The sequence below is a fragment of the Candidatus Poribacteria bacterium genome (assembly GCA_026702755.1).
GTDB lineage: Bacteria > Poribacteria > WGA-4E > WGA-4E > WGA-3G > WGA-3G.
Genome location: JAPPBX010000013.1, coordinates 1 through 25,778 on the forward strand (window position 1 = coordinate 1; position 25,778 = coordinate 25,778).

Here is a 25,778-nt window from a genome sequence, read left to right on the forward strand (position 1 = left end):
TGAAAATCCGCGATTCAGACAACAGAAGCCGCTATCATCTTGTGGAAGTTTATGGGGTGGGTTAGGTGTTCGTCTGTTTCCGGGTTGATGTCCGCTCCAATGCCTCTTGGAAATCACGAAAACTCGACACCACTGAAGCGTTAAAGATTTTGCAGCCGCTTGGAACTATTATACCGTGATTTCCCGTTGACGGTCAACCTTTTTTCCACTTTTCAATCAAGAAAACCCCATAATCCTACGAATCCTTAGAACCCTGTCCATCCTGCTTCAGATTTGCAATATCACGCCAGATGTGGTAAAATATAAGGAATCAAAACTCATGATACGAACATGTTAGGAGAAAATCTATGTATAAAATCGGCCTCATCCCCGGCGATGGAATCGGCCCCGAAGTGACGCGCGAAGCAATGAAAGTCTTCGGGGCAGCAGCCGCACAAGCAGGAATTCAATACGAAACAGTTGAATACGATGTCGGTGGCGACCGGTATCTTGCGACCGGTGAAGTGTTACCAGATTCAGTTTTAGAAGAACTTCGCGGATTAGACGCTATCTACCTCGGTGCGATCGGACACCCCGATGTCAAACCCGGCATTTTAGAGAAAGGCATCCTGCTCAAGGTCCGGTTTGAACTCGATCTCTATATCAACCTCCGTCCCGTCAAACTCTACCCCGGTGTCCCGACCCCGGTGAAAGATAAAGGACCTGAAGAAATCGATTTCATCATCGTCCGCGAAAATACCGAAGGTCTATACGCTGGCATCGGCGGTTTCCTGAAACGCGGGACACGCGATGAAGTCGCGATTCAAGAGATGATTAACACCTACAAAGGTGTAGAACGCTGTGTACGTTATGCGTACGAACTCACCAAAAAGCGCAACAAGGAAAACACCTTGACGCTCTGCGACAAGGCAAATGTCCTCACTTATGCACACGATCTGTGGCGACGTGTTTTTGACGAGGTAGGCGAAGACTATCCAGACATCAAGAAAGAATACGCATTCGTCGATGCGACAACAATGTGGATGGTGAAAAACCCAGAGTGGTTCGATGTCGTTGTGACCTGTAATATGTTCGGAGACATTATCACCGACCTCGGAGCGATGATTCAGGGCGGTATGGGTGTCGCAGCATCTGGCAATTTAAACCCAGAAAGCGTCGCTATGTTTGAACCGATCCACGGTTCCGCCCCACGCTATACCGGCAAAAATCAGATTAATCCTATTGCTGCAGTAGCCGCAGCCGGAATGATGCTCGACCACCTTGGACACGGAAAAGAAGCAGCAAAAGTAGAAAAATCTATCAGTGATTTGCTCGCAAGCGGGAAAATCAAAGATCTGGGTGCCGGACGAATGGGCTACACGACTGAAGAAGTTGGCGATCTTATCGCAGAAGGACTGTAATCGTTTATAGGTAGACGCGTTTTCATTCGGTTTATGGGATATATTGAATGTTCTTGCCGGACAAACCAATTGGAGGTTAGCAAATGAAAAGAGTTTACCAACACTTCACGATTCTGTTATTGATCCTTGCCCTATTTTTCCCATCCGCCTATAGTAGGTCGGATTTACCCGAGGGTGCCAAGATGCGCCTCGGAAAAGACCAAATACAGGATCTTCAGTTTTCGCCTGATGGCACGCAACTTGCTGTGGCATCTTGGATGGGCATCCAACTCTACCGTGTCTCTACCGGTGAAGAAATTGACCTCCTCATCGGACATTCAAGTGGTGTCTATACTGTGTGCTTCTCACCCGATGGCGAGACCATTGCCGGTGGTAGTGGTAACTTTTACAGTGACAACTCCATTCGGCTATGGGATGCTATTCGGAGAAAACACCTGAACACCCTTATAGGGCATAAGAATTTTATCAATTTCATATCCTTTTCACCGGATGGCAGGACCCTCGCCAGTGCAAGTCATGACGATACCGTTTGGTTATGGGACATCAATACCGCGGACCACCTAAAAAGACTCAAATGGCACATGGGGACTGTCACCAACGCATCTTTTTCACCCGATGGTAAAACCCTCGTAAGTGGGAGTGAAGACAATACCCTTGTCCTATGGGATGCTGTCGCGGGAGAACACCTGAAAACACTTAGGGGTCATACGGGGTCTGTCCTGAGTGTCCGTTTTTCACCGGATGGCAAGATGATCGCCAGCGCGAGTGAAGACCACACCATCCGATTATGGGATGCTACAACAGGAAAATCCACAGACACACTCATAGGACATGAGAGTTTTGTTTCCAGCATATCTTTTTCACCAGATAGCAAAACGATTGCCAGTGGAAGTTGGGATGCGACTGTTCGGTTATGGGATACTGTTACAGCGGAACACTTGAAAACGCTCACAGGACATACGACTTTTGTCGTCGGTGTGGACTTTTCGCCCGATGGTCTGACCATCGTCAGCGGCGAAAGTGGTGGCACAATTTTCTTATGGGACGCACCTTCAGTTGAGTGATGCATCTCTCCAAAGAAAACTGAAGGGTTATCAGTTATTATACCATTCTATTTGGAGGGTTTCATAATAGGTCTTCCTTAGCAGTCCGCTGATTAAGAAGCGGCATCTGGACCTATCCATATTTCAAAGCAAACGCGCTGTAAAATTAATGCGATCTGAATAGCGGTTCCAACGGTTGAAGGTGTACATATCGTAAGCACTGAGCGGTTTGTAGCCAGCTGCCTTGAGCAGGTCATTGACCGTACTCACTTCAAAGATTCGCTGCTGGTGAACCTCCTCATAACGCCTAAATAATTCACCTTCTCGGATAAAAAAAGTCAACACTGTGCGGCACATTTTGGAGTGCTGGAGGTAGTTGTTTTTCCAAATGTAGGTATAATCGTCATGGTTTGAAGCGAACGTTTTATTGTGGAAATGCTCAACGATGTTCCGTTCTGTTGTCACGTCAAAGATAAACAAGCCGTCCGGTTCGAGATGCTCAGCAACACACCGAAAGACCTTGCTTAATTCGGTTTCATCGTAAGCATAGTTAATGCTATCATAAGTGCAGAGAACTGCGTCAAATTTTTGATTCAGTTGAAAATCGCACATATCCCCGTGATGGACTTCGATGTCTACCTCGTGCGCAGCCGCTTTCTCCTTCGCGATATCGAGCATGCCAACAGCCCGGTCCATGCCGCTCATTTCATAGCCTCTGAGCGCGAGTTCTATAGTCAAAGCACAAGTGCCGCATGCCACATCGAGAACCGTGCGCGGTTTGTAATCATATTTCTCAAAAAGCGACTCAATGTAATGCGTCCAACGTGTATAGTTGACGTTCGTCATCATTCGGTCGTATGCGTAGGCGAATTTTTCATAGGGGGGAGTTAGCTGTGTCCGCATTGTTTAAGCGTCCCTTGCAAATCAATCATGCAAGTCACTCAATTCCTCCTTTAACTCCGACAGAGGCATCCATCATCCGTAGGAGTGTGTTAATCTCATCAGCATCCCAAGATCCATCATTGTTCGCTTCTTTTGCATATCTGCCAACGGCTCTGATTTTACGGAGACTGATTTTTCCGGTAAGAAAACTGAACGGCAGCTGCATCCCAGCCGTTTTGACGCGATCAAATGTAGCTTCAATGTTATATCGATCTACACCTTCAGGGGCTTGCTGAATGAGCGCGTCCTCTACCATGTCTACACCAAAACCAAATAATTCTCTGATGATAAACCACTGTAAAACTGCGAGGCATACCATAAAGATTAAGAGAATGGTTAAAGTTTTAACGATGTGCCGTTTCCATGTTCTCTTCTGGTCAGTCATGCTCAATTTACCTCTGCGTTGGATTCTATAACTACCTCTTATACTAACACTTTGCACGGATGTTGTCAATAGATTTTCTGTAGGTACCGGTAGGGTTAGACCCTTCGTTAGTGAAACAAAATAGGTTCATAAAAAAATGAAGATAGGCATTGTAGGCAGACCACAGGTCGGAAAAACGACGGTGTTTAACACCTTAGCACAGTCCAACGCTGAAATTGGGGGCTACACCAGCCGCGGGCAAATAAACCTCAGTACGGCTAACGTTCCAGACGGACGTTTGGAACAGATAGCAAAGACATTTGAATCCCCTAAAATGACCCCCGCAACGATTGATTATGTAGACGTTGCCGGGGTGACCAAATCTGATGTGGAACAGGGGGAGTTAGATGCTGGGATGCTCGCTGAACTCCGCACAGTCGATGCGCTTGCGCATGTCGTCAGACTTTTTGAAGATGAAGCGGTTCCGCATGTCGATGGAAGTGTTGACGCAGAACGGGATATCGAAAGTATTGCCCTTGAGTTTGTACTGGCAGATCTACAGATCGTTGAAGGGAGACTTACCCGACTCCGTAAGCAATTTCAAAATCAGAAACTTCCGGAACAGCAAAGCGAAATTCGGCTTTTGGAGATGTGTCAACAAACCTTAGAAAAGGGCAAACCACTTCGCACCCTCAATTTATCTGCCAATGAAGAAAAGGTGATACGCGGTTACGGGTTTTTGACACAGAAACCAGTGCTGTTAGTCTGCAATATCGGTGAAACACAACTGGACGCGGCTGACGAGATTCACAAACGTTTCACCAAATATGAAGCAGAACCACACACAGCGATTATTGTACTCGCCGCACAGTTAGAAATGGAACTGTCGCAACTCGATGAAACGGATACCGAGATTTTTATGGAGGAGATGGGATTAGAGGAATCCGCTGTAGAACGGTTCATCCAGACTTCATACCAGTTATTGGGACTGCTCACATTCTTTACAACCGGTCCAGTCGAAACACGGGCATGGACACTGCAAGACGGACAAACCGCCGTTGCGGCAGCCGGTCGCGTCCATACCGACTTTGAAAAAGGCTTCATCCGTTCGGAAACAATTAACTGGGCTGACTTGGTAGAATGTGGTAGTTATCCGCAAGCACGAAGTAAAGGGTTGCTGAGAGCCGAAGGCAAAACCTATCAAGTACAAGAGGGGGATGTCTTACTGATTCTGGCAAATCCAGCTACCTGAGTAGGTTATCCCGCAAGTCCGCAATCGCTTCCATCATCTGATTGCCCATCTGTTGATACATTTCACGCTTCGTCTCAAATCCTTCGGTAGTAAGTTCAAGCGGGTTCCCAAAGGCGACAGTCAATTTTGCTCGGCGTAGCCGCTTACTGTTCCGTGGTAACATCCGTTCCGCGCCGCTGTGGAAAACAGGAATGGTCGGTACGCCTGCCCGGTGTGCAATAAAGCAGGCACCGTCCCGCGCTCTTCCCAACGTGCCATCAACGCTACGGGTCCCTTCCGGAAATATAAGCACCGCGTGCCCCTCTTTCAAAAGCGAAATCGTCCGTCGCAACGCCCCTAAATCAGGGGCACCCCTATTTACAGGATAGGCATTATACGCTGTGATGAGTTTCCCTAAACCCGGAATGTCGAATGCATTACTCCGCGCCATATAATGAATCTCACGGTTCGCAGCGGAACCGACGATAACCGGATCAAGGAAGCTGACGTGATTTGAAACAAGTAAAACCCCACCTTCTCTCGGAATACGATCAACGCCGCGTGCTTCAAGCTGTCCCATCGTTTTACAGAAAAGATTTGTGAGTCGATGTCCCCATCGGTAGAGCGCACGGGATGTCCAGAACTGATTATTGGTATACCACATAACTTTACGGCTAACACGCCTCACTTCCATAGATATGTTCGACAATAAAATCAACCACTTCCTCAACGGTTTTACATGTTGTATCAATAACAATTGCATCGTCAGCGGTACGCAACGGACTATGTTCTCGGGTTGTATCCTTTTCATCGCGAGCGCGAATCTCCGTTTCAACCGTTGCTAATGTTGCGTCTACGTTTTGTGCTTTGAGTTCGGCAAGTCTACGCTTCGCCCGTTCTGTTACGGACGCATCAAGGTAGAATTTAAAATCGGCATTGGGAAAGACAATGGTTGTTAGATCCCTACCTTCAGCAACAATGTTGCCTTCTGCGCCGATGCGTTGTTGATGTGCCACAATTTCACGGCGAATCTCGGGAATTTTTGCGACATCCGCAACCCGTCTGTTGACCGCTGGTGTACGGATCTGGACAGATACATTTTCCGCATTGAGTAAAATCGTTTTGCCATTATCCGAGAATTCAATATGACACGCCTTGACACGGTCGATGAGTTTAGGACTATTCGCTTCAAGTCCTTCCTGTATCGCCAAAAACGTCACCGCCCGATACATCGCGCCGGAATCGAGATAAAGCAAGCCGAGTTTTTCTGCGATGCGTCGAGCCACCGTACTCTTCCCAGACCCGGCAGGGCCATCCATCGCAATCGTCACCTGAGATCCTGTTGTTTTCATGCGCCTCCTATGCTTCCCTCCGCTTTTTAACGATAACCTGCGCCTCGAAAAGGACACGCTCAATCTCAGCACGGTTATCCGTTTGAACCAAGGTTTTGAATTCGGTTAAGTTGTCAACGATGTCATCAATGAGTGATAAAAGGACATCGCTATTTTGTGTGAAAATACCGGTCCATAAGTCCGGTGACCCCGCAGCGATACGGGTGGAATCCCGAAAACCGGTCGCAGTAAAATCCAACGCCTTTGTCCCTTCCGTTTCGACATTCGCAACGGTGTTCGCGAGTAGACTCGCCATGAGATGTGGGAGATGGCTTGCAGCACCGATGAGTAGATCATGGGTTTCGGGTGAGAGGAGATATGGCACCGCACCGACAAATTCCCAGAGATCCTTAACCAACTGTAAGGAATCCGCATCGGTATTCTCTGTGGGTGTCAGAATACACGTTGCGTTTTCAAAAAGCGTCGCGAGTGCTGCGTCAACACCAGTTTCGTGTGAGCCTGCCATCGGATGCGCACCCACAAAAGAAACAGCATCCGAACCGCGTTTCGACAACTGTGCCTCAATTGTGTTTACCAACACCGATTTCGTACTGCCCACATCCGTCAACACCGGACGGTGCGGCTGTGTATCAACAAACGCAACGATACGCTGCACCAAAACTGGAACAAGTTCAACAGGTGTACACAGGACAACAAGGTCGCTCCCGCGTAACCCTTCTGTTACCTCCGTCGTAACGGTATCAACCGCATCGTGTTGAAGTGCCTTCTCAAGTCTGCCGATGTTACGTCCTAACCCGACGCGTTGCCCCTGAAATCCGTTCTCCTTCAGAGCAAGCCCAAGCGAACCGCCGATTAAGCCGACACCCCATATTGTAATTCGACGAAGTTGTTGTATGTGTCCCATAACAAGTCTTAGAAACCTTCAATCTGCAAACGTCCCGCGGCATACCCGATACACAAAAGCCTCAGTATATTCTAAGAAGTTCACGCATCCCTGTCAAGTGAAAAACGGTAGATGTGTCTTCCTCACCAAATAAATCGATACATCGGCTTTTCAAGGAAGATACCGAGCAGTCCCCAGACGCTCCCCACTAAGAACTCCCCTAAAATCAGCCCGAGAAAGAACGGTGCCATCCGTCGAAACATCCGCACGCCACCGAAACGCAGAATCGCTAACTTGATGAAATAACTCACAAAGACCGAAAACCAGAAGAAGTTTACAGCCCATGTCCCAGAGATGGCATACCCAATCGGATATAGGGGCCACCAGAAAAAGCGGAGTCGAATTAAGGTGAGACCAAATGCAAACAGAAGCCCGAACATCATAGCAATCAAAGACGGAATGTTAACAGGCATCGGATTCGTTAACCAATTCTGGGTGCGGTTAAACACAGAACCCGACCAGACCTCTATCGCTCCACTCTCATAACCGAGATGCAGTGCTCCCCAAAACGCAGCAAAGGGACTCAGCACCATGGCGAGGAGCATCGCGATTGCCATCCGTCGCGAAGAACTTCGCGACCGTTCCGCCAATTTTAAGCCCTCTAATTGATGCGGCATTGTATTCCCGCGATAAGCACGATTGAAGCAGAACACAAGCGAAAAGAGTGCCAGATTCTGCCCGCCGAGTCTGCGCATCCCAAACATCTTCGGGAGTAAGACATCAGGTCCCATGGAACGTAAGTCATGAATCGGTGGACCCAATTCAGCACGGACACGGGTAATCACCGTCACCGTCGTCAGATGGATAACGAAAACGAGTACCGCTACCCAGAAAGACATCCCCGCCACCCACCAAAAACCTGTCAGCAGCAGAAACCCACCGATCAGTCCTATCACCGCCGTGCGATAGGATATCGGTTCGTTTGCTGCCGTCTCTCTATTCGCACGCCATGCTTGTGTAAACACATTTCGTAAATGTTTCCGCGCACTCCATAAGGTCATCCCCAATACACCGACACAAACCCCAAACGACTGGTCGAAAATGAACGGAAACCCCGGAATTCGCTGCAAGCCAGCAATACTACCGAAGATCATCTCAAACTTCCAAAAGATATAGAAAAACCAGAATGTAAATGAAAGGTCGAGCGGAATAAAATACGCCATCCCGATAACGAAAGGAAACAGGACAATCGGGGTCCAACCAATAGCGTTCCACGGCTTTGTTGTAAACAGCGGACGCAAATCATAGAACTCCCCACCAAGTCCAGGGAAGCTTGGATAGAGAAAATGCAGTCCGTTAACCACATCTATCCCACCGGCAAGGATGATGCCTATCCACAACGGTTTTGAGCGAAAGAAACGCGCCGTTGTCATCTGGTACGGCAACTCAATAATCGGATAACTGAGCCGTTCCACTTCAATCCACTGCTTCCGCAGCATAACATTGATGCAAAACGTCGTGGAAAGCAGAACAATGATAAAGCCACTCCAGGCAAGCACAGGTTGCCACCACAACTGGAGATGTGGACGCAGATAAAGACTGGATTCCCCCGTAAAATAGACAGTCAAACGGCTCTTATCCGTCAAGGCGAGCCATTCGGGAAGATAGCGGTGGAAAAGCGTGCCCCACTCATTCTCTTCTGTTGCCAACCAACCAACTGTGGCGATATTCGTAATGATAACTTCAAACAGATCATGTCCGCAGATAGCAGATGCCACAGATAGCATTGCATAAAGCACCAGCAATTCGCCTTGGGTGAGCACAGCACGCGGTGCCAATCGATGGAGAAATGTATTGAGGGCTATCAAGATGGTAAGCGCGAAGATGGTGTTGAAAAAGAGGGACATCGTCGTCGGGAACCCCTGATCCCAACGTAACGAGGCAAAGACCCAATAGTTATTGAACGGAATGAGCACAAGTCCAAGCCAAATAATCCGCCAACGGATTTTCCTGCGAGGAACAGAGGTAGAGTGGGCAGGCGAGTGTTGCAGCATAGAGATTCTCAGTCGAGGCGTGCGTTGTTGTACCTATAAACGCTCAACAGCATTATACAGCAGAACCGAACCTCACTCAAGATTTTTGTTTGCAAAATTAAAGCAAATCTGATAAAATGACCGTAAAAATTAATGCGAAAATAACCTTCTCTTTTCCTAACCTAAATAAATGGACGCTATAAAAGAAGCACACTACAACCTCGGTATTGCTTATCTGGAAGCAGGACAATACAACAGAGCTGTCCCTGAATTTGAGGCAGCTATAAAACTGGATGCGAATTTCATAAGTGCGCACTGTGCGCTCTGTCGCGCCTACCTCGAACAGGACGAATTAGAGAAAGCAAACACAGCCGTCACAGAAGCCTTAAAACTCGATGCCACGTACCAACCCGCGATGCTGTTGTGCGACACTATAACACAAGCATACTACAACAGAGGCAGACAACATCTCGACGCCGGACGCTACACTGAAGCGGTTCCCACATTCCAGAAAGCCTTAACCCTCGATGCCGATTTAGGGCGCAACCCAGAGGTTTCCGACACTGAAAATAAGCATATCCATGCCCACCTCGGTGCCGCTTATATTGGACTGAAGGCGTATCAGGAGGCAATCAAGGCATTAAAAAACGCGATAGCCTTAGATGCCGATCTTGTCGATGCACACTACAACCTCGGTTATGCTTACGTTGAACAAGGACACCCTGATAAAGCGGTCCCGCATTTTGAACGTGCTATAGCCATCGCACCGAATTTCAAACGGGCACACTACAACCTTGCCCGCGCACACCGAGAATCGGGCAATTTAGAAGCGGCGACATACGCTGTCACAGAAACACTAAGACTCGACCCCAACTATCAACCCGCCCACGACCTCGCAAATGCGATAAAACAGGCACACTACAACAAAGGCATCACTTACTTCAACGGTGAACGCTATAGTGAAGCTGCGACAGCCTTTCAGAACGCCATAACCCTCGATGCCGATTTTATGACTGCGCACTACAACTTGGGGTTAACCTATCTCAAAATGGAAACGTATCCCCGTGCGGTCGAAGCACTGCAGAAAACAATAGCCCTTGATAGTACCTATACGGCTGCACATCACGCGCTGGCTCTCGCTTACCTTGGACAGCAGGAACTTGGAAAGGCGAGAGAAGCAGCGAGAGAGGCGTTGAAATTGGATGCAAATTATCAACCTGCACACGCTCTTCTGGAAGCCATCGATCCAAGCTTCACACCTCTTGAAACACAGACGACGACACCCCCAAAACCGGAGCAACCTATAGACCGACAATCAACCGCAAAATCAAGTCAGGGAACACACTATGAACTCGGCATCGCTTATCGAGACGCGAACATGCTTACAGAAGCGATTGCGGAGTTCCAAAAGGCGATAGATTTGGATCCAGATTTTGTAACCGCACACGTCAGTTTAGGTGAAGTCTATCTTGAAACAGAACAACTTGATGACGCAGAAAACGCAGCGAACGCGGCACTAAAGGTTGACACTAACTCCCAATCGGCGTACCAACTCTTAGAGAATATAAAACAGGCGCGCCCCACGCCTCCTCAACCCACACCGACGAAGTCAGTAAGTACACCGCCATCAGATACATCCGATGTGAAGCAAGATTTAGAGCGAGGACTCGTCTTTCTCAGCAATAAGCAGTATAATCAAGCCGCCGCAGCGTTCAAAAAAGTAATAAAGGTAGATCCCAGTTTGGTAGAGGCGCACTACAGTTTAGCGCAGGCTTACCTCGAAATAGGGGCATTTGACGATGCAAAAGCCGCCACGGATGAAGCATTAAGGCGCAATCCAAACCATCGGCAAGCACGCGAATTCCTCCAAATCATCAAGTTCGCCAGAAACTTAGAGAGAAATAAAAAAATTTGGAAGAAAGTCAGGGTCTATGCTCTTATTTTGGGAATCATCGTGGTTGGCGCGTTTGTTGCCTTCAGGTTTAATATAATTCCGCTGCCTGCATTTTCTCCAACACCTCCTGACCTCTCAATAGCAGTTTCTTTAGAGGAACCTTCAGGGAATGGCTTTCTTGACGCTGGTGAAACAGGTCGTCTTAGGCTCGTAATTAGGAATAGTGGTGGCACAGTTCGCAATGTAGGGGTCAGAATTGATCCGCCCTTTATCTCCGGAGTGCCTTATAACCAACCGGCACAAATTTCAAAACTCGGTAAGAATAACCCAGAAACTATCGCAGTCTCAATATCAGCAGATAAGAAGGTGCGTGAACGAGACCAATCCTTGGAGATCCAACTGTTCAGCAAGGATGGACAGCTACTCGGTAGTAAACAGTTTACTTTGAAAATAAAGCGAATGAGGAAAGGGTAAGGAGTTATCAAATATCCCTACGCTCTTTCTCATAACGACAAACCTACCTTGGACTAATTTTTTCACATCTCTCCTTCATTGGAACCAGTAGACGAGGTTTCAACTACCCCTTGCCAACTTGTAGAACCCGCAGATTTGTAGCAGTACTTCTATTGAAAAAGGAAGCCCATTCCCATTGTCCAATGCCGCTCACCGAACCAGTCCTCTGAGCCGAGTACAAATGCTACATGCCGAATTTATAATCCCAACCAAAGAATACAAAGCACTTATAGTAAAATCCGAAAATAAGTTTACATTTTGAAAAAACGCGTCCTGCTTCATGAACCTTGTAGGAGGGAATTCCGATTCCCGACGCTTCTCCTGGAGGTGTATAAGTAATTACGGGATCTACTATAAAGCACCAGAGCCATTTATAGTAAAATCCGAAAATAAAAGGGCACTTTGGTAAACACAAAACACTTCACCACCGCTGGCGAGGTTTGTAACCTCGCCCTTCCATAATGTCTAATTAATTGTAGGTTTTACTATAGTTTCAGTTTTTTCCCTGAAAATTCGATATAATTTTTTAGTTAGACACAAATTTAATTACTCTTTTTCTCCTTGCATAATTATCAAAATTGACCTATTATAACCAACGTAAGCTTGATAATTAAAAATGCGAATAGGGGACCTGTAGGTTGGGTTGAACGGTAAAGCCGCCTGTGTTTACAGAAGAACGGATGCCCTCCATGAGTCGTTCATAGTCAAAAAGCGTTGGGTTTCACGCGGTCTTTGGTGTGTTGAAGTTTCCTTGTGTTGAGAAGTCTCTTGTGTATGCACGTTTACTTGATCCGCGCTCAACCCAACCTACAGACTGGAAATTCGTTGTTGAGTTCCCTAAGTTCCCATAGCTTCAGTAGAGTTTTCTTCTCAAAATACGTATAAGCCATCAATGCAAAGACGACAAAATCTATCCATGGGTAACCAACATGAGAAACCGATGTATTAATGCCGCAGTTGAAAAAGTTAATATGCAAGCCAACGAGCTTCCGCTATTGTGGAGATCCAAACCATCTGTGTATTGGCACCCACTTAGTTTTAACTATACATTAGTTTACCCCCCCCCCCCCCGAAAAATTTAGCGTTTCGCAAAATTTAGCGTTTCTAACAATTTACATCATCACGAGGACAGCAGTGGCAGGAGCCACCTTTCTGTCATTAAAAGTAACCGCACGCGTTCTATCTCATACAGGATGTTCCGCCGCGGTTTTTGTTTGCATGGGTTCAAACCCAGTAGGTGTTTTGCTTTTAACAAAACGAAAATACATCAGCGAGAACAACTGTTGTTTTCACTGTTCGTAAGTTCCAGGACATTCTTTGAATGTCCATAATGATGCTTATTTCAAACTCACGTTACTATGCATAAAAATAAAAACACGGCGGGTGCTACTTAAAAATTTGACCGTCCCTTGGCACTAAATTAGTTCTGCTTTCAGCATACCGCCCTAATATTATAATTCAAACCCCAATAAAGGAATAATCATGAACACACGAATGATCGAAAAATACTACGCTAAACAACGTAGAAACAGAGCACTGGTATTCTCTTTGATAGCACATGCAATCGCAATTATTTTCACAGCGATATGGTTATTGAAACCGTTGGTAGAACAGATAGAAGATACGATTGCTGTAGATTTTATTCCACCACCGCCTCGGATACACAAACCAAAAAAGATAATCCGAGAGGTCAATCAGAGTGCTGCTGCTGCCACGGCATCCATTCAGAGTCCAGCAGCGAAGCGGCTACCCTCATTAATGTCCTCAATTCCGAAAGTCAACGAAGAACCGAAGTTAGAAGCACCACCGCTTTCGACAGTGGTAAAACTCGCGCCTTCACCGGAGTCCATCCTTGCAGCCACTAAAGCGAACTCAGCAACAATAGAAAGAGGAAGTGGAGAAATTAAGGACGGGCGAGGTTATCGTCAGGATGGAACAGGCTCTGGATACGGAAATACCCCTGGTAAAGGTACGGGAGGTGGCGGTTCAGGGAAAGGTCTTGGAAATTTAACACAATCAGGAGGCACAGGACAAGATGCATTCGCTGAAGGAATCTCGGACCTTGTTGGTACTTACGCAGACGAAATCGGCGATCAACTCGGCAGCATTATTGATGAAGAGGACGGCATCGTACGAGGGCATATTCGCCTGATCCGTCTAAAGCATCAGATGAGCGACTGGTGGCAAGATCCGACAGCGATCCCATCCCTAATAAAATGGTTGCGCGATCACACGCCATCAATCACTGCTGATATGAAATACGCCGGTGGCGCGCTATCACTAACAGATGAGGACATCATGAATGCACCACTAATGATAATGACAGGGCACGACCAAGCGATGTCCGTATCCTATCAACGGTTAGCCGACCGCAATTCACAAGCATCAGGGTTCAGCAGTGAGGAGCGCGCAGCCCTTCGGAAATACATTCTCGATTACAACGGCATGCTGTTTTTCGACTATTGTGGTGATGGCGGTAACGAGAAATCGTTTGCGAGACTCGTAGAAAACGAGTTACGCACGGTGTTCCCTGAGTATCCGATGAAAACCCTGGATGATATACGACATGAGATTTTTCAGTGCTATTTCAAACTGAAAAAAACGCCTGTCGGCGGCTCAACGTTCTGGGGAACAGGGTACGAGGGTGGAAACGTCCAATGGCGATATATTAAAGGTATTTTGGTACCAGGGCGGTTAGGCAAACCTCGCTTGGGGGTCGTATTTTGCCCGCTCGATTACTTATGTAGCATGGAAACCGCCGAGGTCGATAGCCGGGCTCCCCTCGCATCACGACGCTCTTCGGATGTCTATCGGTTCATGACGAACATGTTTATTTACCAAATGCGACAGAGAGCAGCAACAGAAAAATAATAACAAAAACGGGCGCGCTTACAAAGCGCGCCCAGTTCAGCCAAAACCTTGTAAAACCCACGCCGTAAGCGTGGATTATCTATCCACTATTCTTCCTTAATCACAAAGAATTTTTCCTCTTTAATCCGCTCTTCAGGATAACGCGCACGCGCCCAGATCGCTTTCGCATTCTCAATCATCTGTGGATGTCCACACGCATAAACAACAGCATTGGTGTGGTCATAACCGAGTTGATCGCCGTACTTTCGGATCACATCTTCAGCACGTCCGCTCTCGCCTTGCCACTCCGGATCCTCCCACGGACGACTCACCGTCGGAACAAACGTGAACCACTCCTCCTGTGCCGCGAGTTCGTTGAGTTCATCCATGTAATACCCAAGTTCCCACGAACGGCTTGCACCGACAATTGCTAAGATCTGATGTGGACTCGTCTTGCCCTGTTCCTGCTCAATTTTTTGCGTTCGCGCAATACTAATATACGGCGCAGCTCCGGTTACAGTGCCTGCCATAACATGGCGTGTCATTCCGCTCTCCGTGTCCATCACGAATTTCCCGACGAGGCGTTCCCGAAAAAACACAGTGTCTCCCAACTTCAATGCCCAAAATAGGGGCGTGGTTGCCCCTTCTGGCACCAATTCCACGAAAACCTCCATAAACGGTTCGTGTGGTGAAGATACTATTGAATAGGGACGTTGGACAATCTTCCCATCAACCTCAAAGCCGATAGTCGCATATTGCCCTGGTATAAATGGCAACTCTTTATCAACACGGAATTTGAACGCGGCTAAATCTTCAGAAAAGTCCTCACGTTCAATTAACTCACCTTTACAATATTGCGTCCTGGCGCGTCTTCTTTGCATAATTTTTCCCTTCAAATTTTTTATAACAAGTTCAGTCCGTTCCCAGTAGCGAGTAGGAACCCCGGCGTAGCAAACTACACCGAACTAAAAATGATGGAATTTTGATGACTTCCCCACATATTATACTGAAAACGAAAATCAAGGTCAAGTCTTTTTATTCGGTTCTAACACTTCTGTGCTTGATTTCAGACACTTTTCGTGATAAACTGAAATACAAGCAACAAATTAAATCTGCCCGATTTCGTGCAATTCCGTACAAGGTACGCCCAATTTTGTGCAGTACTTCCTGTGCATTTTGCTAAGAACTTCACCAATGTGGTATCGCGCAAATCGGCACGGAATTTGCTATCCAATATGATATAGATATTTCAACACTAAAACCATTTCCCAAAAGGAGTTCAGGTTGATGAAAAAGACCCACCTTCTCTATATCGTATGCCTTCTACTTACCAACTTACTCTTATTCGAGAGTCTTGCACAAGACTTCGCAGCACAGTGGCACCTACCCGAAGGTGCGAAAGCGCGTCTCGGAAGAGGTAAATTGATTAACATCAAACTGTCACCGGACAGTACCCGAGTCGTCGCCTCAACAACTGTCGGCATCTGGATTTATGATGCCCAAACCGGCGAAGTCGTTTCACTGTTCACAGAGAAACAAACTAAGAAAAAAGATGGTTTCTTTATCAAAATACCACCAGAGACACTGACCTTCTCAACTGACGCATTAATTATAGCGACTGCTCATGGAAACAGTATTTACGTCTGGGACACCTTCACAGGCAACGCGTTCGCCATGCTCGATGAACACCCGGATTCAATTAACGCACTCGCACTTTCACCGGACGGCGCGAAACTTGCCACCGCAGGTGGAGATTGGACGGTGCATCTATGGGAGGTCAACACCGGCAAATATATCAAAAGCCTAATGGGACATCCGAGTGCAGTAAACGCAGTCGCTTTCTCACCCGACGGTAAGATTCTTGCGAGTGCGGGAAGCACGCTCCGTCTGTGGGATGCTAACACAGGTGAGTTGCTACATGCCGACAGCAAAGACTTGGGATCCATTGATCTGATCGTCTTTTCACCCAACGGTAAAATACTGGCAACTGGTGGGGGCTGGGATGACACGGTGCATTTGTGGGATGTCGATACCGGTACGCTCCGAACGGGTCTCAAAGGACACACCGATACAGTTCGGGACATCGCCTTTTCACCAGACAGCAGCACACTTATCACCGCGAGTCGCGATAAAACAATGCGGCTCTGGGAGGTCAACACTGGCACCGAACAGAAAAGCCTCCCTACGCCGGATGATGCAATCAATCCACTTGTGGCAGCAAACCGAATGCTCAAGTTACTTGAGCAGGGCATCCTTCCCAAAAAACGGGATGACGTTCATAGTGTGAAATTCTCTAAAGACGGTAGCCAACTCATCAGCGTTAGTAGCGACGGTAGCCTCCATGTCTGGGATGTGAACACCGGACGCTACCAACTATCCTTCTCTCTTGGTGCGTACGCGAAGTGGGTAAGTGCCCTCACCTTTTCCGCAGACAGCAAATACCTTGTCAGTGATAGTACAATTGAAGAAAGAGCGCACGTTTGGAGCGTAGAAACCTTTACACAAGAGGCCATCCTTACACCCCCTCAAGATGTTATGGGACTCACGTTCTCTCCAGACCTCAAAAAACTTGCGGGACGTATTTTTCTCGATGGAATTCAGGTGTGGGACGCTACAACGAAAGAACATCTGGCTACCTTGGAAGGCGCAGACCGGATGCATGACTACTGGCCCCTGCTATTTTCACCAGACGGGACAATGCTTGCGGGTAGGGGTAGAATAGGAGCTTTGGGCAACAAGGTGCGGATTTGGAAGACAGACACCGGTGCCGAGCTATTCACACCCAAGGAACACACACACAGTGTGAGCGAATACACATTCTCACCCGACAGCACAATCCTCGCAAGTGGCGGCGAAGACGGAACCATCATTTTATGGGACGTCGAAACGGGCAAAAGCCTATTGAACCTCATCACGGGAAACACGAAGCCTATCAGTGCGTTAGCCTTCTCCGCAGATAGCAAAGTGCTCGCAAGCGGAAGCGGAAATAAGATTTATCTATGGAACGCCCACACTGGCGATCCGATGGGCACCATCGGTGTTCGGGAAAACGTGCATGCGTTAGCCTTCTCTCCAGATGGAAAGACGCTTGCAATTGGAGGTGGGGACGGGGAAGGATCAATTCAGGTATGGGAATTAGAACCCAATCACAAGATACAAACCGTCTTCACAGGACATCAAGGATCCATTTATGTACTGATGTTCTCTCCAGATGGCAAAACCCTCGCAAGCGGAAGTGCCGATGGCACAATCCTCCTCTGGGATATGAAACAGTAGGAACAACCGATGAAAAAATCACGCTTTCTCCTTATACCACTGTTGTTCATCTGCGGCGTGCTGTTGCTCAGTCTGCTACTCCGTTGGATAGGTTCACGGTATTTAGCAGAAACCCCACCAGACTCCCAAACACAAGTAGCGGCTCCTGCTTATGCCCAATGGCAACTGCCTGAGGGTGCGACGCTACGTCTCGGGACGGGGCATATCACGGACATAAAGTTTGTACCGGACGGCACACAGTTCGTCGTAGTGACGAGTATCGGTATTTGGTTATACGATGCACACACCGGCGTAGAAATCGCACGCCTCAACGAAAAAGTGAGAAATATCAAAACCATAGCCTTCTCTCCAGACGGAAAAACACTGACGAGCAGCGATTATACAGGGGACATCCAGACGTGGGATATATCCACAGCCAAGCTTCGCGCAACTTTCCCAGGTCCCAAAAGAATCACGAATGCAGTCTCTGCCGTCTCCGCAGATGGAATCACGCTTGCCAACGAACGAAATAGACAGATTCGTTTATGGAAGTTCAGACCCAACACAACCGAACCCATTATTACGGAAACAAAATCGGATTCTAAATTGGGATACAGGGTCGTCATAGCGCTCTCACCGGATGCTACACGCCTTGCAACCGTTTCATCATCGGAATATACAATTCATCATCCGATTCAGATATGGGATGCGAATACCGGGGAACCGTTGTTTAGTTTGGAGAAGCACACGCTACCGGTTAAGATATTGGCATTTTCACCCGACAGCAAAACACTCGCAAGTGGTGATACAGGCAACAGAATTCGGTTGTGGAATGTGGATACCGGTACCTTTCGCGCAATCTTCAAAACATCTACAGGCAGCTTTGACGCGTTAACCTTCTCACCGAACGGCAAACTCCTCGCAAGTGGAGGTAGTGACGGAAAAGTTCGGTTGTGGGATGCCACCGCCAAAGAACAGGAGAGCTCGGGCATGCTCGGACAGTATACCCCTCTGCTAACGCTCAAAGGACATAAGAATCAAGTCTCCGCGTTAGCATTTTCGCCGGACGGGAAAACGCTTATCACAGCCAGTCGCTACGGTAACATCCGAGTATGGGATACCACCACCGGAAGTGAGCGCTTCACCTGCTCAGGACACTTCGGAAATCCGTTGGGGCTGGTCTTCTCTGAAACGGGGGCCACTTTTACAAGTGTGTATCCTCTCACTTGGAACAGCGTTCAACTGAAGGATTGGGATATCAACACAGGAAACCGAATATCCGTTCGCTTCTTGAATATAGAGAACGCGTTTGCGGCAATTTCACCTGATGGTAAAACAATTGTCGCTCACGAATACTGGAAAAGGAACATAACACAGTTGTCGGATGTGACCGCAAAACGCGTGTGTGCCACCCTGAAGGGACCACCGAAGGAGAAAAGAAGGGTAGCAGGTGCATCCTCCTTCCAAGCTGGATTCACTTTCTCCCGCGACAGCACAACCGTAGCAAGCGGCGGCAAGGACAATGTGGTCCGTTTATGGGATGCCACTGCGCGGCAACCCTCTGGCATCAAGAAATTTTTCGGTTTTGCCGACACACGCCATCCTCAACTGACGATTCAAGGACACCCGGTTCACGTCCGCACATTGACATTTTCACCCGATGGAAAAATGCTCGCAGGGGGTAGTAACTTGGGAGCCGTTCATTTGTGGGATGCACACACAGGCACAAAACTTTTCACACTCAAAGAACATAACAACAAGATTCGAGCATTGGCGTTCTCACCGGACGGGAAAACACTCGCGAGTGGAAGTGCAAATGGGAAAATCATCTTATGGGATACAGAAAACGGTAAGCAAAATAGCACCAATATCACCGAGCCGCGGGTAACAGTGAGCCAGTTGCTATTTTCACCGGATAGCAAAATCCTTGTTAGTGGAGACGGAAGCGGTATACTCCACCTATGGGATGTCCACGCGGGCAGACTGTTATCCTCACACGCAGGGCACACAGATTTAATACAGATGCTGCTACTATCCCCAGATGGCAAAACACTCGCAAGTGGAAGTACCGACGGCACAATCCTCCTCTGGAATTGGGAGGAATTCAAAAAGGTAAATGACAAATGATTTGGCTATTGGCTGACTGCTGACCGCTGATAGCCACTTCTACATCTCCGCCAATTTCTTCTGAAGCCACCGCGTCATCGGCGCGTGCCCCGGATCACAGACCTCAATGAAATGCCCCGGCAAGGGTTGTCCGATCAACGCTTCAATATCTCGTCTTCGTTCCGCAACAACTGTGGGATGGTCACTCGCGACATTCACCTTCTCTTCGGGATCGTTTCGGACATCAAAGAGCTCATCACCCTTTTCATCGTTATAACCTACCGAAGTACAGAAGTTCCAGTGATTATCGCGGACACTGACGCGTCCACGCGCATTACCCGTAGCAAAGCCTGCCCAACCCGTGATAATCCGTTGACGGAGGAGTGCTTTCTCCTGCGTAACGAGCTGCCACATATCCTCACCATCCGTCCAACCGCACGGAATGTCAAGTAGATTCAGGAGCGTCGGCATCAGATCGTGGTTCTGCACAAATGCGAAAATCTCCTTGTCGTTCGGTCCCTCCGGATGCCGTATCATGAGATTGAGTTGCGTATTGAACGGATGCAGTTTGTTCGCGCCCTTCCCGAAACTCCCGTGATCGCGAAGTTGTGTGCCGTGGTCGGACATCAGCACAACCAATGTATCGTCTTTGATGTTCAGCTGCTCTATCTTATCAAGTAGCACGCCAACCCATTTATCAACAAACGTAACCTCTCCGAGATAGAGAGCCTCAATGCGGCGCAGTTCATCTTCCGTAGGTCCATCGCCTTCGTTCCCACTGCCCGGTGTGATGAAATCCTTGCCCGAATAGTCCGAAAAATAGATGTCTGCGTAAGACTTCGGCGGATCCCACGGTTCATGCGGATCGAAACTATCCACCCATAAAAAAAACGGACCGACAGTATGATTATCCTCAAGCCAGTCAGAAGCAGCACGAAAAACGCGCGCACAACTATAGTCGTCCTCCGATTGGCGATGCCGTTGCGACAACAGGTAGTTGACGAGTCCAGCATGTCGCTGCCAATTGATCGGTTCACGGACATGTTTTCGGAGCTCCGCTTCAATCAGTCTCGGATCGCCGCTGTGCCAGTTATCAGACTCTTGCCCGCGGATGAAATCGAAATGCGCAAATCCCCGCGAGAAATTCATCGTCGGCTTGAACATGTGATAGGTATCGGCAATAAGGGCAGTGAGGTAACCGCGTTCGAGTAGGACTTCGGCAATCGTATCTTGCTCCGGTGGAATCTTGTGCCAGCCGGGTGCGTGGTGCCAATGTCCGCGCCGATCGAAGTTATACCGCCACGGAAAACTCCGCATCCCCGTAAAGTTACCACGACGGATCTGAAGTGTCGGTTGCCCCTCACCAAACGCGCGCGTAAAACGGACAGACTCCGATGCAAGGGCATCGAGGTTAGGCGTTTGAACGTGGCTATATTTCTTACCTTCGCCGATGATGTCGGCACGAAACGTGTCCAAACAAATACAGACGATATTCATATTTTTAAGCCTCTCTCATCTCATCAAGGATCATTTCGGCAGCTTCCAAAGGATCCTCCGCCTCAATAATAGGTCTACCCACAACAATGTAATCTGCGCCGCGCCGAATCGCCTCCGCTGGCGTGGTGATACGACGTTGATCGCCGCTCTCTGCCCATTCTGGTCGAATGCCCGGTGTCACAATCAAAAAGTTATCGCCACACGCTTTCCGAACCGATTCAATCTCCAACGGCGATGCGACGACACCGTCTAATCCGGCTTCCTGTGCTAATTGTGCGAGATAGACGACCTGCTCTGAGAGCGTCCGTGCCGAGGCAAAACTCAATCGAAAGTTGGTTTCTTCGATGCTTGTCAGAATCGTCACACCGAGTAGAATAGGTCTCGGTATATTTGCTTCGTATGCGGCATCATCCGCGCTTGCTCTTGCCGCCTTCATCATCATAAGTCCACCGGAGGCGTGCATGTTAATCATATTTGCGCCGTATTTCGTCATCATGCCGACATCGCGCGCCACCGTGTTCGGGATATCGTGGAATTTCAGATCAACAAAGACTTTATGCCCGTTCTGCTCGAACCACGGAAAAGCTTCCATCCCAAGCGCACTGAACGCCTGAAAGCCCATCTTAAACCAACGGACTACATCCATAAGCGTTCCAGATAACCAATCAATCTCTTCACCATCATCCGTATCCAATGCGACGATTAATCTATCTCTCAATTTTCGCCTCCTTATCCGTGTTTAAGAGTATTGGTGTTTTCTGGATCTTGCGCTTCAGAGTAGTGAGTGGGACCGGATTTCGCGTTAGGTACCTGTTGTGCTCTACAGTTTTCAATATGCGCAGCCAGTTCTGGCATCTGTACATGGTCATATTTTTCAATAAGCAGGATAGCAAATTCCATCAATGGCGCGAAAATGTGATTTTCGTCTTCACGCACGACATCGGTTAAGTCACCAAGCAGGACTACAAGGTGTTCGTAGTCGTCTTCGGTCACAGTCGGGATATTGTCGTCTTTGTAGGCACCAACCGCGTGAATTAAAACTTCTAAGGCTGCCGCAAGTGATTGCGGATTGCTACGCGGGTCGTGCGTTAATTCTACTCGCGATACGTCAGATATACGGCGTTCTTCAGTTACCATAATTTACTCCTAACATTTTTCAGTAATAGATTTCACTCTCTCAGGACCTCCATCTATCATATTCGGGGTGTGTCAACACACGATGGATAGAAACCGTTTGCCGCCCATAGTGGATGAATGCTATAAGGCGAGCCTTGTTCCCTCCGATATTGAAAACAGTCCAACCTTCAACTCGATCAGCGTGAGGAAAAACCTCACGCAATTCTGCAATCGAACGAAAATTTCTCCCGCTTATCAATCTATACCAATGATCAAGTGCCGATCTGGTATTCGGATGCTTCTGTGCAAAATCCCGCAGTAGTGTGTACGGACCTGTATGCATCGATTCTTTATATTCCTTCGCTTACAATATTATCTAAACCGGCACTTTTAAAACTTCATTAACGATTCGGAGGGTCTCTTGATGCGCGTTCTCAATTTGGGTCTGACAATTATAGATATGCAACGCGATTTCACCCAATTGTTTCTCAAAATTAGTTATCATCCGATGAACTTCCACAGGGGACGTGCCGCCGAGGCTCTGGTTATTCTGAATCGCTAACTCTGCATCCAAAATCTGTTTCAGCCGCGAAATCGGTATGTCAATATTTTTTTCTCTCAAGAATTCCTGCGTTAACTCCCAATCGGCAAATGTCTTTTCTGACTGAACCAGTTCCCCGACAAGCCATCCGACAACTTCGTGGCACTCCCGAAAACTCATCTGATGCTCTTTAACGAGATAGTTCGCCAACTCCGTTGCCGTGGCAAAGTTCGCATTCGCCAATTCAGCCATCCGTTCTGTCTTGAAATCTGTCGTCTTGAGGAGTTCCGGTAGCAGACCGAGGCACGCCTTCACAACATCGAATGCCTCCCACAGCGGCGGTTTATCCTCTTGAAAATCGCGGTTATAGCCCATCGGCAACCCCTTGAGGTTCGTCAACAAGTCAAGCAACGCTCCGTAGACGCGTCCTGTACGACCCCGCGTAAGTTCCGCGATGTCAGGATTTTTCTTCTGTGGCATGATGGAGCTCCCGAAACTATACGCATCGTCAAGCACCGCCATCCCAAATTCATAAGTTGTCCAATAGACCAACTCCTCGCTAATCCGTGAGAGGTTCGCCATCACAAGCGATAACGCGAAAAGCACCTCTGCAATAAAATCCCGACTGCTGATAACATCAAGTGCGTGTTCGTGTGGTGCGTCGAAACCGAGCAGTTTCGTTGTCAATTCTCGGTCAATTGGGAAGGTTGTACCAGCCAAAGCACAAGCACCGAGCGGATTCGTATTGGCGAGTGCGTATGCAGACTGTAGACGTTTCTGATCCCGCAGGAACATACTCACGTACGCCGTTGCCCAGAAACCGAGACTAATCGGTTGTGCGTGTTGCGTATGCGTATAACCCGGCATCACAGTGTCAGCGTGTTTTTTGGCAATCCGCAGAAAGGCATCGCAGAGCGTAGAAAGTCCACGCTGAATGTTGAGAATCTCATCGCGGATGTAGAGGTGTGCATCCACGAGTACCTGATCGTTACGAGAGCGGGCAGTGTGGAGTTTGCCCCCGAATTCGCGTCCAGCATTCTCAATCAGATACGATTCGACGTTCATGTGCACGTCCTCTTTATTCGGATCAAGGGTAAAATCACCGTTCTGGAAATCTGTCGCTGCTTTCTGGAGCCAGCGCAAAATTTCGCGTAGATCGGCATCGGAGATAATCCCTTGCCGCGCGAGCATAATCGCATGCGCTTGGCTTCCCCAAATATCGTATCCAATGAGGCGCGTATCGGCTTCAATGGAGTGCGTGAAGGCTATTGTTTCTGTAGTGAGGCTCGTGCTAAAACGTCCACCCCAGAGCGTCTTTTCAGGTTTTCCCATATTCCATCAATTTATGTTTGTTGTGCGTGGTATAACTGTTATTAAAGCATAATCTGAATCTGAAAAAGGCACACTCAAAACCAGAACAGGTCGCGTCTTTGCTACGAATCCGAGGTCGGCTAACCAGATCTCACCACGTTTAGGCATCAATATTGCCCTCTAAATCTTCATCTTTCTCAAACATTTGAAAAACCTCCGCTGCTACAGAAACCTGATCTTGCTCCGTCCAGATTCCATAGTCATCATCATAAATGATAGTTTCATGACGAGCTCGATATAACTCGCGAATAACTCGCTCAATGTGTTGCAGTTCATCAGTACTAAGGTTCGTCAACGACGCTTCTATCTCTTGAACCGTAAGCATCATGAACCTCCTTTGCCTTTCACAGATAAAGACATAATTCGCCTGCTATGTAACCCGCGGCGGACGACGTATCGATGTCGGTTGGATAATCTTACGTTGGTCTGGGGTTAGACGTGCCAACAACTCGTCTGAATGCGGATAGTCAAAACGTTCGCGGACATACCTCGGAGAATAACGATAGACAATCGACCGGCGATACCCCTCATTCGTCCGTTCCGCCGAACCGTGCGTAATCGCGTCTGTGAACATGACGACATCCCCCGCTTTGAGATAAATCTCCTTCGTCCCAAAGGCTGTTCCTGCGGGTTTACCGGTTATGCCATCGTAAACCAAGCCTTTCCCGTCATGCTTCAAACGCGGGTGAATCTCCGTGCATTTATGGCTTCCCGGCACCAGCACAGGCGCGCCATCTCCCGGTCCAATATCGTTCAGTGCCATTAGGACGTTAATCTGTCCTACCATCCATTCGCCCGTGTTCTCCTGCCGGAAGGTCAGATAACTTAGAGGGACGTGTCCACCGCAGTGGATATGAATGAAACCGCCGGGACCGCGGACGTTAAGGAAATTCTCGTGGATAGAAAGCCCATTGACTTCATGGACGTATTTCCGTACCAGCCCAACCCATGCGGGATGGTCAATCAACTTCTGAAAAACCTCACCACCCTCAATGATATTCTGGAAATTCACGCCATTTTCAATATTGTAAGTATGCGTTTCAATGTTCCCAATCCAACGCGGAATCCGTCTGTCGTCTCCGTTTTCCTCCCACGGATGCTCAACGTACTCCCAATGTCTATCAATCCATTCGTTCATTTTATCCAGATCGTCTTCTGAGATGGCATTCTCCAAAAGCAGATAGCCTTGTAGGTCGAACAGATAATCCTGTATCTCTTGATCCATGTTCTGTCTCCTTAGTCATATCATTTCTGATTGAAAATTTTTCAATAGGATTTTAACGAGAAGGTTCCGCCTTGTAGCATAAACTGTTAAGAGAAAATTCACTTCGTGAAGTTCGTTAGCAAGCACACGCCTTTAACTGTGCCATCGGGGCTCCATTGGATT

Annotated in this window: 22 protein-coding genes; 7 read left to right on the top strand and 15 right to left on the bottom strand. The window is 48.0% G+C overall.

Going from position 1 to position 25,778, the window contains the following annotated elements:
• Positions 1–347 precede the first annotated feature (347 nt).
• Both OXH39_02260 and OXH39_02265 read left to right on the top strand, forming a co-directional pair.
• The gene (locus OXH39_02260) at positions 348–1,400 is read left to right on the top strand and encodes a 3-isopropylmalate dehydrogenase (protein ID MCY3549254.1); all 1,053 of its coding nucleotides are present in this window, start codon (positions 348–350) and stop codon (positions 1,398–1,400) included.
• An 83-nt stretch (positions 1,401–1,483) separates the two neighbouring features.
• Positions 1,484–2,464, top strand: coding sequence for a WD40 repeat domain-containing protein (locus tag OXH39_02265; GenBank protein MCY3549255.1), 981 nt, complete (start codon positions 1,484–1,486; stop codon positions 2,462–2,464).
• A 123-nt stretch (positions 2,465–2,587) separates the two neighbouring features.
• On the opposite strand, the gene OXH39_02270 is transcribed toward OXH39_02265, so the two are convergent.
• The gene (locus tag OXH39_02270; GenBank protein MCY3549256.1) at positions 2,588–3,346 is read right to left on the bottom strand and encodes a class I SAM-dependent methyltransferase; all 759 of its coding nucleotides are present in this window, start codon (positions 3,344–3,346) and stop codon (positions 2,588–2,590) included.
• 34 nt (positions 3,347–3,380) lie between these two features.
• Positions 3,381–3,770: a hypothetical protein gene (locus tag OXH39_02275; protein MCY3549257.1), complete on the bottom strand. Its 390-nt coding sequence runs from the start codon at positions 3,768–3,770 to the stop codon at positions 3,381–3,383.
• A 136-nt stretch (positions 3,771–3,906) separates the two neighbouring features.
• Between OXH39_02275 and ychF the strand changes: the two genes are divergently transcribed.
• Positions 3,907–5,001, top strand: coding sequence for a redox-regulated ATPase YchF (ychF, locus tag OXH39_02280; protein ID MCY3549258.1), 1,095 nt, complete (start codon positions 3,907–3,909; stop codon positions 4,999–5,001).
• On the opposite strand, the gene OXH39_02285 is transcribed toward ychF, so the two are convergent.
• From OXH39_02285 to OXH39_02300, 4 genes are all read right to left on the bottom strand, one after another.
• Entirely contained in the window at positions 4,994–5,689 is a 696-nt protein-coding gene (locus OXH39_02285) for a lysophospholipid acyltransferase family protein (GenBank protein ID MCY3549259.1), read from the bottom strand. The two genes, ychF and OXH39_02285, sit on opposite strands and share 8 nt — an antisense overlap.
• Positions 5,655–6,332, bottom strand: a complete 678-nt coding sequence (gene cmk, locus OXH39_02290; GenBank protein MCY3549260.1) for a (d)CMP kinase — start codon at positions 6,330–6,332, stop codon at positions 5,655–5,657. Before cmk ends, OXH39_02285 begins: the two co-directional genes overlap by 35 nt.
• Positions 6,333–6,339: 7 nt before the next feature.
• On the bottom strand, positions 6,340–7,236 hold the full coding sequence (locus tag OXH39_02295; protein MCY3549261.1) for a prephenate dehydrogenase/arogenate dehydrogenase family protein: 897 nt from the start codon (positions 7,234–7,236) through the stop codon (positions 6,340–6,342).
• Between the two features lie 122 nt (positions 7,237–7,358).
• A complete protein-coding gene (locus tag OXH39_02300; GenBank protein MCY3549262.1) occupies positions 7,359–9,269 on the bottom strand; it encodes a hypothetical protein in 1,911 nt (636 codons plus the stop codon).
• 169 nt (positions 9,270–9,438) lie between these two features.
• Between OXH39_02300 and OXH39_02305 the strand changes: the two genes are divergently transcribed.
• The gene (locus OXH39_02305) at positions 9,439–11,616 is read left to right on the top strand and encodes a tetratricopeptide repeat protein (GenBank protein ID MCY3549263.1); all 2,178 of its coding nucleotides are present in this window, start codon (positions 9,439–9,441) and stop codon (positions 11,614–11,616) included.
• Between the two features lie 1,521 nt (positions 11,617–13,137).
• Positions 13,138–14,526 (top strand): DUF4159 domain-containing protein, encoded by a 1,389-nt coding sequence (locus tag OXH39_02310; protein ID MCY3549264.1) that lies wholly within the window; start codon positions 13,138–13,140, stop codon positions 14,524–14,526.
• Between the two features lie 86 nt (positions 14,527–14,612).
• On the opposite strand, the gene OXH39_02315 is transcribed toward OXH39_02310, so the two are convergent.
• Complete coding sequence (locus tag OXH39_02315; protein ID MCY3549265.1) at positions 14,613–15,386, bottom strand: FAD-binding oxidoreductase; 774 nt, start codon at positions 15,384–15,386, stop codon at positions 14,613–14,615.
• A gap of 406 nt (positions 15,387–15,792) precedes the next feature.
• Between OXH39_02315 and OXH39_02320 the strand changes: the two genes are divergently transcribed.
• Together OXH39_02320 and OXH39_02325 are read left to right on the top strand one after the other, a co-directional pair.
• A complete protein-coding gene (locus OXH39_02320; protein MCY3549266.1) occupies positions 15,793–17,781 on the top strand; it encodes a WD40 repeat domain-containing protein in 1,989 nt (662 codons plus the stop codon).
• A gap of 9 nt (positions 17,782–17,790) precedes the next feature.
• Positions 17,791–19,887, top strand: coding sequence for a WD40 repeat domain-containing protein (locus OXH39_02325; protein ID MCY3549267.1), 2,097 nt, complete (start codon positions 17,791–17,793; stop codon positions 19,885–19,887).
• Positions 19,888–19,926: 39 nt separating this feature from the next.
• Here OXH39_02325 and OXH39_02330 read toward each other — a convergent pair whose 3' ends face one another.
• The 8 genes from OXH39_02330 to OXH39_02365 are packed head-to-tail and all read right to left on the bottom strand — an operon-like array spanning position 19,927 to position 25,616.
• Entirely contained in the window at positions 19,927–21,363 is a 1,437-nt protein-coding gene (locus OXH39_02330; GenBank protein MCY3549268.1) for a sulfatase, read from the bottom strand.
• Between the two features lie 4 nt (positions 21,364–21,367).
• Positions 21,368–22,081 carry an orotidine-5'-phosphate decarboxylase gene (gene pyrF / locus OXH39_02335; protein MCY3549269.1) on the bottom strand — a complete coding sequence of 238 codons (714 nt, stop codon included), beginning with the start codon at positions 22,079–22,081 and terminating at the stop codon, positions 21,368–21,370.
• Between the two features lie 11 nt (positions 22,082–22,092).
• Positions 22,093–22,500, bottom strand: coding sequence for a hypothetical protein (locus OXH39_02340; protein MCY3549270.1), 408 nt, complete (start codon positions 22,498–22,500; stop codon positions 22,093–22,095).
• Positions 22,501–22,540: 40 nt separating this feature from the next.
• Complete coding sequence (locus OXH39_02345; GenBank protein MCY3549271.1) at positions 22,541–22,822, bottom strand: type II toxin-antitoxin system HigB family toxin; 282 nt, start codon at positions 22,820–22,822, stop codon at positions 22,541–22,543.
• Positions 22,823–22,855: 33 nt separating this feature from the next.
• Complete coding sequence (argH, locus tag OXH39_02350) at positions 22,856–24,352, bottom strand: argininosuccinate lyase (GenBank protein ID MCY3549272.1); 1,497 nt, start codon at positions 24,350–24,352, stop codon at positions 22,856–22,858.
• A gap of 6 nt (positions 24,353–24,358) precedes the next feature.
• Positions 24,359–24,499 carry a type II toxin-antitoxin system PemK/MazF family toxin gene (locus OXH39_02355; protein MCY3549273.1) on the bottom strand — a complete coding sequence of 47 codons (141 nt, stop codon included), beginning with the start codon at positions 24,497–24,499 and terminating at the stop codon, positions 24,359–24,361.
• Positions 24,492–24,719: a hypothetical protein gene (locus OXH39_02360; GenBank protein MCY3549274.1), complete on the bottom strand. Its 228-nt coding sequence runs from the start codon at positions 24,717–24,719 to the stop codon at positions 24,492–24,494. Before OXH39_02360 ends, OXH39_02355 begins: the two co-directional genes overlap by 8 nt.
• A gap of 42 nt (positions 24,720–24,761) precedes the next feature.
• Entirely contained in the window at positions 24,762–25,616 is an 855-nt protein-coding gene (locus OXH39_02365; GenBank protein ID MCY3549275.1) for a phytanoyl-CoA dioxygenase family protein, read from the bottom strand.
• Positions 25,617–25,778 lie beyond the last annotated feature (162 nt).